This window comes from Nocardioides sp. S-1144 (genome assembly GCF_005954645.2).
Taxonomy (GTDB): Bacteria; Actinomycetota; Actinomycetes; order Propionibacteriales; family Nocardioidaceae; genus Nocardioides; species Nocardioides dongxiaopingii.
This window is the reverse complement of sequence record NZ_CP040695.2, coordinates 846,747-860,224: the sequence shown is the minus strand read 5'-3', so window position 1 is coordinate 860,224 and position 13,478 is coordinate 846,747. Positions and strand designations below refer to the sequence as shown.

The 13,478-nt window shown below is 74.8% G+C and carries 17 protein-coding genes and 1 riboswitch; of the genes, 9 read left to right on the top strand and 8 right to left on the bottom strand.

Translation table 11 applies throughout. The features are described 5' to 3' along the window. Positions 1–3 precede the first annotated feature (3 nt). Genes FE634_RS04105 through FE634_RS04090 form a run of 4 tightly spaced genes read right to left on the bottom strand, consistent with a single transcriptional unit; the run spans position 4 to position 1,990 of the window. The gene (locus tag FE634_RS04105; protein ID WP_138875165.1) at positions 4–324 is read right to left on the bottom strand and encodes a hypothetical protein; all 321 of its coding nucleotides are present in this window, start codon (positions 322–324) and stop codon (positions 4–6) included. 8 nt (positions 325–332) lie between these two features. Beyond that, the gene (mshB, locus tag FE634_RS04100) at positions 333–1,271 is read right to left on the bottom strand and encodes an N-acetyl-1-D-myo-inositol-2-amino-2-deoxy-alpha-D-glucopyranoside deacetylase (protein WP_148240368.1); all 939 of its coding nucleotides are present in this window, start codon (positions 1,269–1,271) and stop codon (positions 333–335) included. Between the two features lie 60 nt (positions 1,272–1,331). Then, complete coding sequence (locus FE634_RS04095; protein WP_137292410.1) at positions 1,332–1,619, bottom strand: hypothetical protein; 288 nt, start codon at positions 1,617–1,619, stop codon at positions 1,332–1,334. Continuing rightward, complete coding sequence (locus tag FE634_RS04090) at positions 1,616–1,990, bottom strand: (deoxy)nucleoside triphosphate pyrophosphohydrolase (RefSeq protein WP_138875164.1); 375 nt, start codon at positions 1,988–1,990, stop codon at positions 1,616–1,618. The genes FE634_RS04095 and FE634_RS04090 overlap by 4 nt, the downstream gene beginning before the upstream one ends. Positions 1,991–2,031: 41 nt before the next feature. Here FE634_RS04090 and FE634_RS04085 point away from each other — a divergent pair, with 41 nt between their 5' ends. Beyond that, positions 2,032–3,048: a hypothetical protein gene (locus tag FE634_RS04085; protein ID WP_138875163.1), complete on the top strand. Its 1,017-nt coding sequence runs from the start codon at positions 2,032–2,034 to the stop codon at positions 3,046–3,048. A 43-nt stretch (positions 3,049–3,091) separates the two neighbouring features. On the opposite strand, the gene FE634_RS04080 is transcribed toward FE634_RS04085, so the two are convergent. Then, on the bottom strand, positions 3,092–3,889 hold the full coding sequence (locus tag FE634_RS04080; protein ID WP_262347570.1) for a thioesterase family protein: 798 nt from the start codon (positions 3,887–3,889) through the stop codon (positions 3,092–3,094). Between the two features lie 91 nt (positions 3,890–3,980). On the opposite strand from FE634_RS04080, the gene FE634_RS04075 reads away from it, so the two are divergent. Both FE634_RS04075 and FE634_RS04070 read left to right on the top strand, forming a co-directional pair. Beyond that, positions 3,981–4,541 carry a DUF6174 domain-containing protein gene (locus tag FE634_RS04075; protein ID WP_138875161.1) on the top strand — a complete coding sequence of 187 codons (561 nt, stop codon included), beginning with the start codon at positions 3,981–3,983 and terminating at the stop codon, positions 4,539–4,541. A gap of 17 nt (positions 4,542–4,558) precedes the next feature. Then, entirely contained in the window at positions 4,559–6,553 is a 1,995-nt protein-coding gene (locus tag FE634_RS04070) for an ATP-binding protein (protein ID WP_148240367.1), read from the top strand. 31 nt (positions 6,554–6,584) lie between these two features. On the opposite strand, the gene FE634_RS04065 is transcribed toward FE634_RS04070, so the two are convergent. Together FE634_RS04065 and FE634_RS04060 are read right to left on the bottom strand one after the other, a co-directional pair. Continuing rightward, the gene (locus tag FE634_RS04065) at positions 6,585–7,370 is read right to left on the bottom strand and encodes an amino acid ABC transporter ATP-binding protein (RefSeq protein WP_148240366.1); all 786 of its coding nucleotides are present in this window, start codon (positions 7,368–7,370) and stop codon (positions 6,585–6,587) included. Next, positions 7,367–8,860, bottom strand: coding sequence for an ABC transporter substrate-binding protein/permease (locus FE634_RS04060; RefSeq protein WP_138875159.1), 1,494 nt, complete (start codon positions 8,858–8,860; stop codon positions 7,367–7,369). Before FE634_RS04060 ends, FE634_RS04065 begins: the two co-directional genes overlap by 4 nt. A gap of 281 nt (positions 8,861–9,141) precedes the next feature. Between FE634_RS04060 and FE634_RS04055 the strand changes: the two genes are divergently transcribed. The 3 genes from FE634_RS04055 (at position 9,142) to FE634_RS04045 (ending at position 11,261) form a co-directional block, all read left to right on the top strand. Then, complete coding sequence (locus tag FE634_RS04055; protein ID WP_137292402.1) at positions 9,142–10,038, top strand: calcium-binding protein; 897 nt, start codon at positions 9,142–9,144, stop codon at positions 10,036–10,038. 49 nt (positions 10,039–10,087) lie between these two features. After that, positions 10,088–10,861, top strand: a complete 774-nt coding sequence (locus tag FE634_RS04050; RefSeq protein ID WP_138875157.1) for a thioesterase family protein — start codon at positions 10,088–10,090, stop codon at positions 10,859–10,861. A gap of 7 nt (positions 10,862–10,868) precedes the next feature. After that, positions 10,869–10,933, top strand: a riboswitch (guanidine-III (ykkC-III) riboswitch). Positions 10,934–10,946: 13 nt separating this feature from the next. Next, on the top strand, positions 10,947–11,261 hold the full coding sequence (locus FE634_RS04045; RefSeq protein ID WP_137292400.1) for a DMT family transporter: 315 nt from the start codon (positions 10,947–10,949) through the stop codon (positions 11,259–11,261). A 30-nt stretch (positions 11,262–11,291) separates the two neighbouring features. On the opposite strand, the gene FE634_RS04040 is transcribed toward FE634_RS04045, so the two are convergent. After that, on the bottom strand, positions 11,292–11,960 hold the full coding sequence (locus tag FE634_RS04040; protein WP_138875156.1) for a pentapeptide repeat-containing protein: 669 nt from the start codon (positions 11,958–11,960) through the stop codon (positions 11,292–11,294). 94 nt (positions 11,961–12,054) lie between these two features. Between FE634_RS04040 and FE634_RS04035 the strand changes: the two genes are divergently transcribed. The 3 genes from FE634_RS04035 to FE634_RS04025 all read left to right on the top strand — a co-directional run bounded on the left by FE634_RS04035 (position 12,055) and on the right by FE634_RS04025 (position 13,456). Beyond that, on the top strand, positions 12,055–12,399 hold the full coding sequence (locus FE634_RS04035) for an HNH endonuclease (RefSeq protein WP_246060528.1): 345 nt from the start codon (positions 12,055–12,057) through the stop codon (positions 12,397–12,399). Positions 12,400–12,464: 65 nt separating this feature from the next. After that, a complete protein-coding gene (locus tag FE634_RS04030; protein WP_138875155.1) occupies positions 12,465–12,959 on the top strand; it encodes a hypothetical protein in 495 nt (164 codons plus the stop codon). Positions 12,960–12,979: 20 nt separating this feature from the next. Further along, a complete protein-coding gene (locus FE634_RS04025; protein WP_138875154.1) occupies positions 12,980–13,456 on the top strand; it encodes a DinB family protein in 477 nt (158 codons plus the stop codon). The last annotated feature ends 22 nt before the right edge of the window (positions 13,457–13,478 follow it).

Here is a 13,478-nt window from a genome sequence, read left to right as displayed (position 1 = left end):
ATCCTAAGGATCGCTCGGGCGCAGCGGGCGCACGGTCACGATCCCGAGCAGCAGCAGGCCCAGGCCCAGGCCCAGCAGCACGTAGCCCTCGGCGTTCGCGCCGACGAGGTAGCCCCCGCCGGAGCGGGGCACCAGCGCGGCCCCGAGGACGGCGACCCAGCCGGCGACGAACGCGAACCGCGTGCTCCAGCCGCCGGGCAACGCCCACGCCGCGGACGCCGACGCGACGACGGCCAGGGTCAGCCCGACCGGCCGGCCGTGGACCAGCACCGAGGCCGCGCCGACGACCGCACCGAGCAGGACCAGCCCCGCGGCCCGGAGCACGCTCAGCGTCAGATCCCCGCGAACAGGTCGGCCTCGAGGCCGTCGTCGCCGACCGGACCGCGCTCGCCCTTGGCGATGCGGTAGTACTCGATGCCCCAGGCGGTCGCGCCGACGTTGTTGGACAGTGCGAAGAACGGGCCGTCGGTGGTGATCTGGGTGGCATGGGCGGCGAGGGCGGTCATCTTGGCCTCGACGAAGTCCTGGGCGTCGACGGCCGCCGAGAGGTTCTCGTCGGGCGTGACGAAGTGCGGCAGCGGCCCGTCGGGGTCCATGCCCTCGAACGACGTGGTGTCGCCGGCCTCGCGCATCATCCGCAGGCCCTGCCGCATCCGGCTCTCCGACATGGCGCCCCAGTAGATCTTCGGGATGTCCCACGGCTCGCCGAGGCCGTCGTCGCCGATCCGGTACGAGGGCACGGCGGCCAGCGCCGCGGCGTACGTCGCGACCCGGTGGGCCTGCACGTGGTCGGGGTGGCCGTAGCCGCCGAACTCGTCGTAGGTCACCAGCACCTGCGGGCGCACCTCGCGGATGATCTCGACGAGGTGGTTGGCGGCCTCGGTGAGGTCGGCGCGGGAGAAGGCGTTGTCGTGGCCCCCCTCGTCCGCGGGCAGGTCGGCGGCGATGGCGTAGCCGTCGGCGTGCCAGGCCATCCCGGAGTCGCGGTAGCGGCCGAAGCCGCCGAGGAAGCGGTGGTCGGTGACGCCCAGGGCGGCCATCGCCGTGGCGAGCTCGCCGCGGCGGTGCTCGCCGAGGCCGTCGTCGCGGTCGGCGGCGAGGTGCTCGAGCTCGGGCACGAGGATCTCGCCCATCTCACCGGCGGTGCAGGTGACGAGCGTGACGCCGCGCCCCTCCGCGACGTACCGGGCCATGGTGGCGCCCTGGCCGATGGTCTCGTCGTCGGGGTGGGCGTGCACCAGCAGCAGCCGGTGCTCAGTGGTCTCGCTCATGGGGAGAGCGTAGTGAGCCGGGCGAGCCGGTGCCCCGCCGAGGGCGGACCCCGGGCCGGATCAGGCCGTCGGCGGCCGCTTGACCCGCTTGGGGGCGGCCGGGAGGTCCAGCGGCGGCAGGGCCGGCGGGGCCGGCTCCTCGACGTCGAACCAGCCGTCGTGCTGGTCGACCAGCAGCTCGAGGACGACGTCCGGGGCGTCGGTCACGACCGCCCACGGGTGGTCCTCGTCGTCGTCCTCCCCGGCGAGCCGCTCGCGCACGAGGGTGGCGTCGTAGCCGTCGCCGGCGAGACGGGCGAGGACGGCGCGCGCGTCGTCCTCGTCGAAGAAGATGCCGCGGGCGCTCACGGGGCGAGCACCCCGCGCAGCTCGGCGAGGAACGGCCGGTCGGGCTCGAGCCAGTCGACGTCGTCCAGCTCGCCGGCGCGCAGCCACCGGAGCCGGTCGTGCTCGAGCGGGTACGGCGTCCAGACGGCGACGGTGGCGAGCGCGACGGTCAGCTCGTGGGTCCCGGCGATCTCGGCCGAGCCCGCGAGCCAGCCGGTGACGACGACGTCGACCCCGAGCTCCTCGCGGAGCTCGCGGACCAGGGCTGCCCCTGGCGTCTCACCGGGCTCGACCTTGCCGCCCGGCAGCTCCCACCGACCGGCCGCGGCCGGCGGCGAGGTGCGCCGGCACGCGAGCACGCGTCCGTCGCGGACGACCGCTGCGCCGACCACCGGTTTCCTCATCGCGACCACACGGGGGCGAGACTAGTCGGGTGACGACGAGCGGACTGCGCCTCGACCGGGTCGACGACCGCACCGACGCCGTGGCGGCGGTGGTGGCCAGGTCGGGCGGCCGGGTGCCGTTCGACGCGCTCCTCGACGACCTCCCGCGCCGGCTGCGGACGACGCGCGCCCCGGGCCGGGCCGTCCACGAGGCGTTCCGGTACGACGTCCGCGACCAGGTGGACCTGCGCTGGTGGCCCCAGGGCGTGACGACGAACGCCGACGCGGGCACCCACCACGGCCGCCGCCTGGCGATGACCACCTGGTACGCCAAGAAGCTCCCCCACGAGGACGCCAACCAGGGCTCCCGGCTGAGCGTGATGGACCTCGACCGCGGCCGCTACCGGCACGTGCTCCTCGTGCGCCCCCGCGACGACGGCACCGTGGAGCCGCTGCACGTGCACGCCGGCGGCCTCGTGTGGCAGGGCTCGCGGATCCACGTCGCCGGCACCGGCCGCGGGCTGTTCACCTGCCTGCTCGACGACCTCGTGCGGGTGCCGGACCGCGCGGCGGCGCACGGCTACCGCTACGTGCTGCCGGTGCGCTGGCAGTACCGGGCCCACGCCGACGAGGGCGTGGAGAAGTTCCGCTTCTCGTTCCTCTCCCTCGACCACGCCGGACGCAGCGGGCCCTCCGGCCCGGACCTGCTCGCCGGCGAGTACACGAACGACCCGGCCCGCACCCGCCGGCTGGCCCGTCTCTCCCTGGGCGAGGGTGCCGTCGACCGCGCCGACATCGAGCCGTTCGGCAGCGGTCCCCGCCGGATGCAGGGTGTCGCCGCGGGCCGCGACCACGTCTACGTCACGGTCTCGCAGGGCCGCTTCGTGCGTGGCTCGGTCTTCGCCGGTCCGGCCGGCGACCCGTCCCGCCTGCGCGAGCACCGCCACGCCACGCCGATGGGCAACGAGGACGTCGCCTACTCCCCCGACGAGGACCTGCTCTACTCCGTCTCCGAGCACCCCTCGGTGCGGTGGCTGTTCACGATGCGACGGTCCTGGTTCGACTGACGCCGGCGCGGCACCGCGACCGGGCAGCCTCCCGCACCGGGCCTCAGCGGGGCAGTCGCGCCAGCTGTCGCGACTGGGCCACGAGCCGGTCGGCGGAGTCCCAGACCTCGCAGTCCTCCTCGAACATGCCGCCGGCGATGTTGCGGGTGGCGTGGGTGACGCGGAGCCAGCCGGGCGCGGGCCGGGCGCGGACGTGGGCGGTGAGCTCGAGGGTCGGGGCCCAGCCCATCAGGCCGTGGGTGAACGTCACCGGCGGCAGCGCGTCGACGACGAGCAGCAGCGAGAGCGGGTCGGGCTCGCGGCCGTCCTCGAGGCGGAACCAGGCGGTCAGGACGCCGCTGCCGTCCGGCCTCCCCCGGGCCCAGCCGACGTGGTCGGGGTGGAAGCGCATCTCGAACCGGCCGAGCAGCGACACCGCGTCGCCCAGCGCGGGCGGTGGCTCGTTCGCGACGCAGTCCTCCGGCGGCGGGAGGGCGGGCGGGGTGGCGGTGGTGCGGACGTCGTCGCGGCCGCGGTCGAGGTCGCCGTACGTCGCCAGCACGGCGATCCGTGCGGTGTCGCCCTGACGCAGCTCGGCGCGGGCGGTGCCCACGCTGCCGCCGTCGCGCAGCACGGCGACGTCGATCTCGGCCGGGCCGGGCCGGGTGGCCGACAGGTAGTGCGCGCCGACCGCGAGCGGGTCCGGCTTCGCGGGCAGGGCCGCGGCGACCGCGCGACCGACGGTGGCCAGCAGGTAGCCGCCGTTGAGGCCACCGCCGATCGCCCACCCCTCGCTCAGGTCGGCGGTCCAGCGACCCGGGCCGGCGGCGGTCACGGCGGTCGCGGTGTCGAAGACGCTCACGATCGGACCGTACCGAGTTGGGCGCGGCGCCCGCCCGCCGGCGCCGCGTCGTGGACGATGGGCCACAGTCCCCCCGACAGGAAGCAGCAGCATGCTGAGGCACGTCATCACGACCCTGACCGTGGCGGCGACCACCGCCGTGGCGACCCTCGCGCTCGTCGTCCCAGCCGGCGCAGAGCCCACCGGAGCGGGCCCCGCCGGAGCAGACACCGCCGGGACATCCACCGCCGCTGGGTCGGACCCGCGGGCGCGCGCGCCGTACCGGATCACCCCGTTCCGCCCGACCGCCGACGACGACCGGCGACTGGTCCGGGCCTGGCGCACCTGGGCGTCCCGCGACGACCACGAGCGCTACACGACCGTCCTCCGGACCGCCTGCTTCTGCGGGCCCGACCCGATCAAGGACGTCGTGACCGTCGTCCGGGGGCGGCGCGTCACCTCGGTGACCCACGCCGGCCGGAGCCGCGAGCTCGCCCGCCACGGCTACGAGATGGACGCCGTCTACCAGCTGCTCCGCGAGTTCTACGCCACCGCCGACGAGGTCGTGGTGCGCTACCGCAACGGCGTGCCGCGCCGGATCGCGGTCGACCGGATCGCGGGTGCCGTCGACGACGAGGTCTACCACGCGGTCGCGGTCCGGCTCCGACCCTGACCAGGGGAAGGCAGCCCATGCTCAGGCACCCGGTGCCGCGGGTGCTCGGGGCAGCATCCGTCCTCGTGGTCCTCGCGGTGGCGACGACCCTCCTGCACGGCGCGCTCCCGCCCGACCTCACCAACGCCCTCTACATCGTGGTGAACGGCGGCGCGGCCGCGCTGGCGCTCGCCGGCGCCCGACGCCACCAGGGCGCCCAGCGCCGGGTCGCGATGCTCGTGGCCGCGGGGCTGGCGGTCTACGCCGCCGGCGACGTCGCGTACGCGATCGACGACGCGCACCGCGGCGTGTCGAACCCGGCCCCGGCCGACGCCCTCTACCTCGGCGCGATCACGCTGCTGATCTGTGCCCTGCTCGTCGCGATCGCGTGGGGCGGTCGCGGCCGGCGGGTCGAGGTGGACGCCGTCATCGACGCGCTCACGATCGTGGTGGTGTCGGTCCTCGTGCTGTGGGACCTGCGCACCCGTCTCGTCGAGGTCGACGACGACCGGTCGCTCCTGGCGCTCGGCGTGCTGACCGCCTACCCGGTCTCCGACGCGGTCCTGTTCGGGCTGCTGGTGCGGGTCGCGCTGGGCCGGCACCGCCGCGCGTGGGGCGGCGCCTGGCTGATCGCCGGGATCGGGTGCTGGCTCGCCTCCGACATCCTGATGCTCCTGGAGCGGCTCCCCGACCCCGACAACCCGCTGCTCAACCTCGGCTGGATGCTCGGCGGCCTCGCGATGTCGATCGCCCCGTGGGCGCCGCGCCGGGTGGCGCCCGGCGACGCCGGGGCCGAGGCCGCCGGTCCGCCGGCCGGCCGGGTCCTCGTCGCGATCCTGCCGCTGGTCGTCCCCACGGCGCTGCTGCTCCTGCCCCGCGACGGGGTCGGCACCTCCCCCGTGGCCCTGTTCCTCGCCACGGTCGCCCTGGGGGCGCTGGCGGTGGTGCGGACGGTCCGGCTGCTCCGCTCCGAGGCCCAGGCCCGGGCCGACCTCGAGGTCGCGCGCGACCAGGCCCTGGCGGCGTCACGGGCGAAGTCGGAGTTCCTCGCCACCATGAGCCACGAGATCCGGACGCCGATGAACGGCGTCCTCGGGCTGACCGACCTGCTGCTGGCCGGCGACCTCGACGACCGTCAGCGCCGCTACGCCGACGGCGTCGCCGGGGCGGGTCGGGCGCTGATGACGATCATCAACGACCTCCTCGACTTCTCGAAGATCGAGGCCGGCCGGGTCGTGGTCGAGGAGGTCGGCTTCGACGCCCGCCGCCTCCTCGACGAGGTCGCCGACCTCGCGGCCGACCCGGCGCGCGCGGGCAGCGTGCGCCTGGTCGTCGAGGGCGACGTCCCGCGGCTGGTCGGGGACCCGTCGCGGCTGCGCCAGGTGCTGCTCAACCTGGCCGCGAACGCCGTGAAGTTCACCCCGGCCGGCGAGGTCCGGATCCGCGCCGAGGTCACCGGGCAGCACGAGGACCGGGTCGAGGTCCGCTTCGACGTCACCGACACCGGCATCGGCGTCGCCGCGGGCGACCTGCAGCGGATCTTCGAGCCGTTCGCGCAGGCCGACGCCTCGACGACCCGGGAGTTCGGCGGCACCGGCCTCGGGCTGAGCATCAGCCTGCGCCTGGTCGAGGCGATGGGCGGCGTCCTCCGGGCCGAGAGCACGCCGGGACGCGGCAGCCGGTTCTGGTTCACCCTCCCCCTGCGGCTCGCGCCGCCGCACCGCCGGGTCCTGCTCGTGGAGGACGGCGAGGTCAACCGTCTCGTCGCGGAGGGGATCCTGGTCCACCTCGACCACGACGTGGTCACCGACGCCGACCCGGCCGACGTCGACCTCGTGCTGGCCGACCTGGGCCGGCTGGGCGAGCTCGACCTGGGTGACACCCCGACGATCGGCATCGCCACCGGCGTCGACGACGCCGTCCGCGAGCGGGCCCGGGCCGCCGGGCTGGTCGCCGTCGTCGACAAGCCGATCCAGCCCCGGGCGCTGGCCGCCGCGCTCGCGCTCGCGGCCGGCGCCAGGGAGCCGCGCTGACGCGCGGAGCCCTCGTGGTCGCCCGGCGGGGTCAGCCGGCCTCGAGCACCCGGCCGAGGAACTGGCGGGTCCGCTCGTGCTGCGGGTCGGTGAGCACCTCGGCGCCACCGCTCTCGGCGACCACGCCCTCGTCGAGGAAGAGGACCTGGTCGGCGACGTCGCGGGCGAAGCGCACCTCGTGGGTGACGATGACCATCGTCCAGCCCTGCTCGGCCAGGTCGCGGATGACCGCGAGCACCTCGCCGACGAGCTCGGGGTCCAGCGCGGACGTCGGCTCGTCGAGCAGCACCACCTCCGGCCGGAGCGCCAGCGCCCGGGCGATCCCGACGCGCTGCTGCTGCCCACCCGAGAGCTGCGCGGGGTAGGCGTCCTCGCGACCGGCGAGCCCCACCTGCTCCAGCAGCGCCCGGGCGGCGTCCACGGCCTCCTCGCGCGAGCGGCCCTGCACCTGCACCGGACCCTCGACGAGGTTGCCGAGCACGGTCTTGTGCGGGAACAGGTGGTGGGACTGGAAGACCATCCCGCTGCGGGCGCGCAGCTCACGGATCTCGCGGCGCCGCAGGGCCCGGTCGGCGGGCAGCACGTCGAAGTCGACCGCGGCGTCGCTGATCCGCACCAGCCCGGCGTCGGGTGTCTCGAGCACGTTGAGCGAGCGCAGCACCGTCGTCTTGCCCGATCCCGACGGACCGAGCAGCACGGTGCTGGTGCCGGCACCGACGGTGAACCCGACGTCGCGCAGCACCTCGCGGTCACCGAAGGCCTTGCGCAGCCCGCGGACCTCGATCAGCTCGTTCCCACCCTGGTCGTCGGTGTTCATGCCACGTACCTCCCCAGCTTCTTCTCGAGGCGTTCCTGGCCGAGCGACAGCAGGAAGCAGACCACCCAGAAGTAGAGCGCCGCGATCACGTAGAGCGGCAGGAACTGCCCGCTCACCGATGCCGCGTTCTGGGCGACGCGGAACATGTCGGTGACCAGGACGACGGAGACGAGCGAGGTGTCCTTGACCAGCGACAGCAGCGTGTTCGACAGCGGCGGGACCGCGATGCGGGACGCCTGGGGCAGCACGATGCGCCGCATCAGCTGCGGGTACCGCATGCCGATCGTGGTGGCCGCCTCGAACTGGCCACGGGGCACCGAGAGGATCGAGCCGCGGATGATCTCGGCGGCGTAGCCTCCGACGTTGAGGCTCAGTGCGAGACAGGCCGCGAGGAACCCTGGGAGCTTGATCCCCACCTGGGGCAGCCCGTAGAAGACGATGAACAGCTGCACCAGCAGCGGCGTCCCGCGGATGATCGAGATGTAGATCCGGGCCGGGAGGCTGAGCACGAGCAGCGACGACATCCGCGCCATCGCCACCGCGAGCGCGATGAGCAGGCCGACCGCGAAGCTGATGAGGGTGAGCGGGATGTTGGTGCGGACCAGCTCGAGCAGCATCGGCCCGACCTCGTCGGCGATCACCTCGCGCGTGCTGCGGCCGCTGTTGGAGCCCTCGACGGCGATCTCGCCGTCCTGCTCCTCCACGGAGACGTCGGTGGTGAAGTAGCCCTCGGAGATCTCGGCGAGGGTGCCGTCCTCGGCGAGGGTGGCCAGCGCCTCGTCGGCCGCGCGCTGGAGGTCGGGGTCGGACTGCCGGAAGACGAAGGCCTGCCGGCTGACCTCGTCGTCGGTCTCGCCCACGATCTTGATGTCGTCGGACCCGGTGGACGCGAGGTAGTCGAGGACGGCGATGTTGTCGTTGACGATGACGTCGACCCGGCCCTGCACGAGCAGCTCGGCGGCCTGGGCGAACCCCTCGACCGACTGCACCTCGGCGCCGGCGTCGCGCGCGACCTGCGCCCAGTTGCTGGTCTCCGACTGCGCCGCGACCTGGCCGTCGAGGTCGTCGAGGGAGGTGATGTCGTCGTTGTCCGCAGCGGTGACGATGACGCCGCGCGAGTAAGTGTACGGCTCGGTGAAGAGGTAGCGCGCCTCGCGCTCGGGGTTGATCGTCACCTGGTTGGCGATGACGTCGATGCGGTTGGAGTCCAGGGCCGGGAAGAGCGCGTCGAACGTGCCCTCCTCGAACCGCAGGTCCCAGCCGGCCTCCTCGGCGACCGCCTCGATGACGTCGATGTCGTAGCCGGTGAGGTCGCCCGACCCCGAGGGCTTGTAGGAGAACGGCGGGTAGGTGCCCTCCGTGCCGACGCGGACCACCGGACGATCGGCTTCGCCGTCGGCGTGGGCCGGCGTCGCCGCGGGCACCAGGGCGGCGAGCAGCAGGGCGAACAACACGGCCAGCAGGCCTGTCGTGCGGTCTCGTGCGCGCACCGGCGGATCCTCTCGACGCACTCCCGGACGGGTCTCGACCCTCGATCAGAACCGAGTCTCTCAAGTTACACCAGTGCCAGGAAGGCGGTGCCGAGGTGTGGGCCGGGCGGACACCGGGCATACTCGCCCCGGCCTCCCGGGTTGGTGCGGCGCCTGCCCGGCGCTCTCAAGTCGCTCCCCCGAGGTGCCGAGAACCGAAGTGAGACCGGTTGCGGACATGGGGACGTCGCCGGTCGCCCGTCCCCCGAGCGTCCCCCCGGCCGCACCTCCAGGAGCTCCCCGTGCCTCTCCGCACCTCCAGCACCACCCCCTCCCCCGCCCGCCGCCCCGCCCGCCGGCTCGCCGGCGCCGTCACCGCGGTCACCGCGGTCGTCGTGGCCGCCGCGTCGTCCCTCGCGCTCACGGCCTCCTCCGGCCAGGCGTCGGCACCGGCCCAGCGCGCCGCGACGCACTGGTCCGACGTCGCGATCGCGAACCCGGCGAGCTTCCCGGTGACCGAGCTGGTCGGGCAGTTCCCGCTCCCGAAGCTCGGGGCGACCGAGGTGCACCTGAGCCTGTCGAGGTGGGGCTACCGCTACCAGGCCGGCATGGCCAACAACCGGCTCACGATCACCGAGGTCGACGGCGGGCTGCGCTTCGTCGACACCGCTGCCCGCTCGTGGGCCAAGCTGCCCCGCACCTGCACGCGGCTGAAGATCGGGCGCGCGGCTGCCGCGCAGTGCCCGATCCCGTCGGCGTTCGCGGGCGGCATGTTCATCGAGACGTGGCCGAAGCTCGGCAACGACTCCGTCGACGCCAGCACCCTCTCGGCCCGCTTCCGGCTGTGGGCCCTGACCGACGACGGCAGCGACACCGTGCGCGGCGGCGCGGGCAACGACTTCATCAACACCGCCTTCATGGCCGACCGCGCCTGGGGCGGTGCGGGTGACGACTGGATCCGGGTCGGCACCGGCGCCAACGAGATCTACGGCGACGCCGGCAGCGACCGGCTCGTCGGCGGCGACCACGACGACCGCATCCACGGCGGCGACGGCGACGACCGCCTCGGCGGCCTCCTCGGCAACGACACCCTGTGGGGCGACGCGGGTGCCGACATCCTGGTCGGCGGCCCCGGCTCCGACACCGCCTACCTCGACGCCACCGACCGGGCGCGCGAGATCGAGTCGATGCGGCGCTGAACCCGCCCCGCCCGCGGGCCCGGGACGGCGGCTGGGTGAGGCTGGGGTCATGGCCTACTTCCGCCGGACCGGCGCCACGACGTTCCTCGCGACCCGGCACGTCGGCGGCGCCTGGGACCCGGGCGCCCAGCACGTCGCCGCCGCGCTCGGGCTGCTGGCGCACGCCGTCGAGGTCGACCGCGACCGGCGCCGAGACGACGGCCTGGTGATCGGCCGGCTGGCCTACGACATCCTCGGCACCGTCCCGGTGGCCGAGGTCGAGGTCGCGGTGGACGTCGTCCGGCCCGGTCGGACGATCGAGCTCGTGGAGGCGACCCTGGCGCACGGCGGGCGCGTCGTGGTCCGGCTGCGGGCCTGGCTGCTGCAGCCCGGCGACACCCACGAGCTCGCGGCGACCCCGCTCGCGCCCATCGCGCCGCCCGACGCGCACCCCGCGTGGGACGCCACGGCGGTGTGGCCCGGCGGCTTCATCGAGTCGGTCGAGGTCCGGCGGGTGGAGGTCGCGCCGGGCCGGGCGACGTCCTGGGTGCGCAGCGACCTCCCGCTCCTCGCGGGCGAGCCGGTCAGCGACCTCGCCTCGGCGGCGCGGCTCCTCGACATCGCCAACGGGTTGACCGTGCGGGCCGACCCGGCCCGGGTCGCCTTCCCCAACGTCGACCTCACCGCCCACCTGGCGAGGTCGCCCCGCGGCGAGTGGGTCGGCCTCGACACCTCGGTGACCTTCGGCCCCGGCGGCCTCGGGATCACGAGCAGCGTGCTGCACGACGAGCACGGGCCGGTCGGCACGCTCGCCCAGCTCCTCACCGTGCGGCCGGCGGGGTAGTCTCGCCGCGTCGGCCCACGTGCGGCCGCCGGACGAGGGAGCCGTACCCGGACCGCGACAAGACGGCCACGAGGAGTGATCTGTCGTGGCGTGGATCGTGCTGGTGGTCTCCGGGGTGCTCGAGGCGGTCTGGGCGCTGGCCCTCGGCCGCAGCGAGGGCTTCACCCGGGTCGGGCCGACGGTCGTCTTCGGCGTCGCGCTCGCCGCGAGCATGGGCGGGCTCGCCGTGGCCATGCGCACGCTGCCCATCGGCACGGCCTACGCCGTCTGGGTCGGCATCGGCGCCACCCTGACGGTGGCGGTGAGCATGGCGACCGGCGACGAGCCGGTGTCGGTGGTCCGCGTGCTGCTCCTGGTCGGCCTGGTGGGCTGCATCGTCGGGCTGAAGCTCGCGCACTGAGCCCCCGTCGGCCGGGTGGCCGGGCGGGACTCAGTCCTCGACCTTGATGCCCCAGGCGCCGGCCAGCAGCGGCGCGAGCAGGCTCAGCTGGGCCGGGGTCACGGTCGCCCCGCGCAGGCCCTCGAGCCCGCGGAGCTCCTCCAGGTCGGCGCCGCGGAGGTCGAGGTGCTGCAGGGTCGCCCCCTGCACGTCGAGGGTGGCGACCCGGGTGCCGTCGAGCCGGACGCGGCGCACGTCGGCCTGGCCGAGGTCGAGCTCCTCGACGACGCAGTCGGTGAGGGCGACGTCGAGCAGCTCCGCGCCGCGCAGGTTGAGGTAGCCGAGCTTGCAGCCGACGAGGTGCACCGAGCGCCACGACGTCTCGTACGCCTCGACCGAGCCGAGCCGCGAGCCCTCGACGCGCACGTCGCGCCACTGGCTGCGCGAGGCCCGCACGACGGGGACGTCGAGCCGGTCGAACGTGGTGTCGTGGAGGCGGGCCGAGCGCCAGTCGGCCTCGCGCGCCACGACGCCCCGGAAGCGGCACTCGCGGACGACGGCCGAGGAGAGCATCAGGGTCGACACCTGGACGTCGTCGAAGGCGAGACCGTCGAGGTCGGCACCCGCGCCGAGCTCGTCGGCCGGGGCGTCGGTCAGGTCGGTGAGGACGACGGCGGCGATCCGCGGGGGCTCGGTGGTGACGCGGCGACGGGGAGGCACGGCCCGGACGCTACCGACCGGCGCCCCCGCTGGGCTCCCCGTCCGCGGGCGCGGCGTCCCCCGCCGGACCCGCCGCACGTCGTAGCCTCGCGCCGTGCCGTCCCGCAGCCGCTCCGCCACCCACGCCCGGCGCCGCCAACGGCGGATGGCGAGGGTCGAGCACGACCTCACCGACGCCCAGTGGGCCGCGCTCCAGGCCGCCTGGGGCGGGTGCGGCTACTGCGGGGCGACCGACCGGGCGCTCCAGAAGGACTGCCTGCTGCCGATCTCGCGCGGCGGCCGGTACACGCTCGAGAACGTCGTGCCGGCCTGCGGCTCGTGCAACGCCAGCAAGTGCAACCTCGAGGTCACCTCGTGGATGCGGCGCAAGAAGCTCGACGAGGGCGTCTTCCTGGTGCGCCAGGTCGAGGTGACCCGCTCACTCACGGCGTCGTCCTGACCCGGGGGTGCCTCGCCCGCAGGCGCCGCGGGAACCCACCTGACCGGCCGGGCGTCCGAGGTGACGTGACCAGCAGCCGGCGCACCGCGCGACCCGAGGTGGTGTTCGTCGCGGTCGTGGCGCTCCTCGGCCTGGTGCTGTGGCTCGGCGGCGTCGTCGGTCCCTCTCGCGAGGCCGACGCCGGAACCCGGGTGACCGGCGACGCGGCCCGCACGGGGTGGAGGACGCTGGAGCGCGACGGCGTCCGGGTCGACGTGCCGGAGAGCTGGCGCCGGCTGCCGACCGACGGCTGCCGGGCCGGCGAGGACGAGACGTGGGGTCCGGCCGGGGCGACCTCCTGCTCCGACGAGGGCGTGTCGTTCCCCGAGCCGACAACCTTCGACCCCCGGCACGAGGACGGCGTCGTGGCGGCGGGCATCGGTGCTGCGGACCCCGCCTGGTCCGGGTACGTGCACACCGGTGACGTCGTCGTCAGCGTCAGCGGCGAGGACCGCGACCTCGTGCGCGACGTCCTCGACTCCGTCGACCTCGTCGACGGGGGCTTCCAGCCGATCGGCTGAGCGGCCCTAGGTTGGGCACCGTGAACACCTTCGTCGCCGGGGAGCGGGCCACGCTCGAGGAACGGTTGGACCTCCAGCGGACCGAGATCGCCGGCCTGCTGGCGGACGTCGACGAGGACGGCGCCCGCGCGCGGCTGGTGCCCTCCCTCACCACGGTCCTGGGTCTGGTCAAGCACGCCACGTTCGTCGAGCAGGTGTGGTTCCACGCGCGCCTCGCGGGTCGCACCCGCGCGGAGGTCGGGCTCCCCGACACCGTCGAGGAGAGCTTCACGCTGGAGGCCGACGACACCGTGGGGTCGGTGCGGGCCGCCTACGTCGCGGCCTGCGAGCACTCGCGGGCGGTGGCCGCCGGTCACGACCTGGACACGACGGTCGAGTGGCACCAGGGCCCGGTCAGCCTGCGGTGGATCTACGGCCACGTGATCGCCGAGCTCGCCCGGCACGCGGGCCACGGCGACATCCTGCTCGAGCAGCTGGACGCCGGGGCGTCCGGCTGAGCAGCACTTCCTCGGGCGAGGA

What these genes read in the sequence shown, in the direction of transcription:
- mshB (WP_148240368.1), bottom strand. Translation starts at nt 1,271, where the DNA reads ATGAGCGAGACCACTGAGCACCGGCTGCTGCTGGTGCACGCCCACCCC.
- FE634_RS04075 (WP_138875161.1), top strand. Translation starts at nt 3,981, where the DNA reads ATGCTGAGGCACGTCATCACGACCCTGACCGTGGCGGCGACCACCGCC.
- FE634_RS04070 (WP_148240367.1), top strand. Translation starts at nt 4,559, where the DNA reads ATGCTCAGGCACCCGGTGCCGCGGGTGCTCGGGGCAGCATCCGTCCTC.
- FE634_RS04065 (WP_148240366.1), bottom strand. Translation starts at nt 7,370, where the DNA reads ATGAACACCGACGACCAGGGTGGGAACGAGCTGATCGAGGTCCGCGGG.
- FE634_RS04050 (WP_138875157.1), top strand. Translation starts at nt 10,088, where the DNA reads ATGGCCTACTTCCGCCGGACCGGCGCCACGACGTTCCTCGCGACCCGG.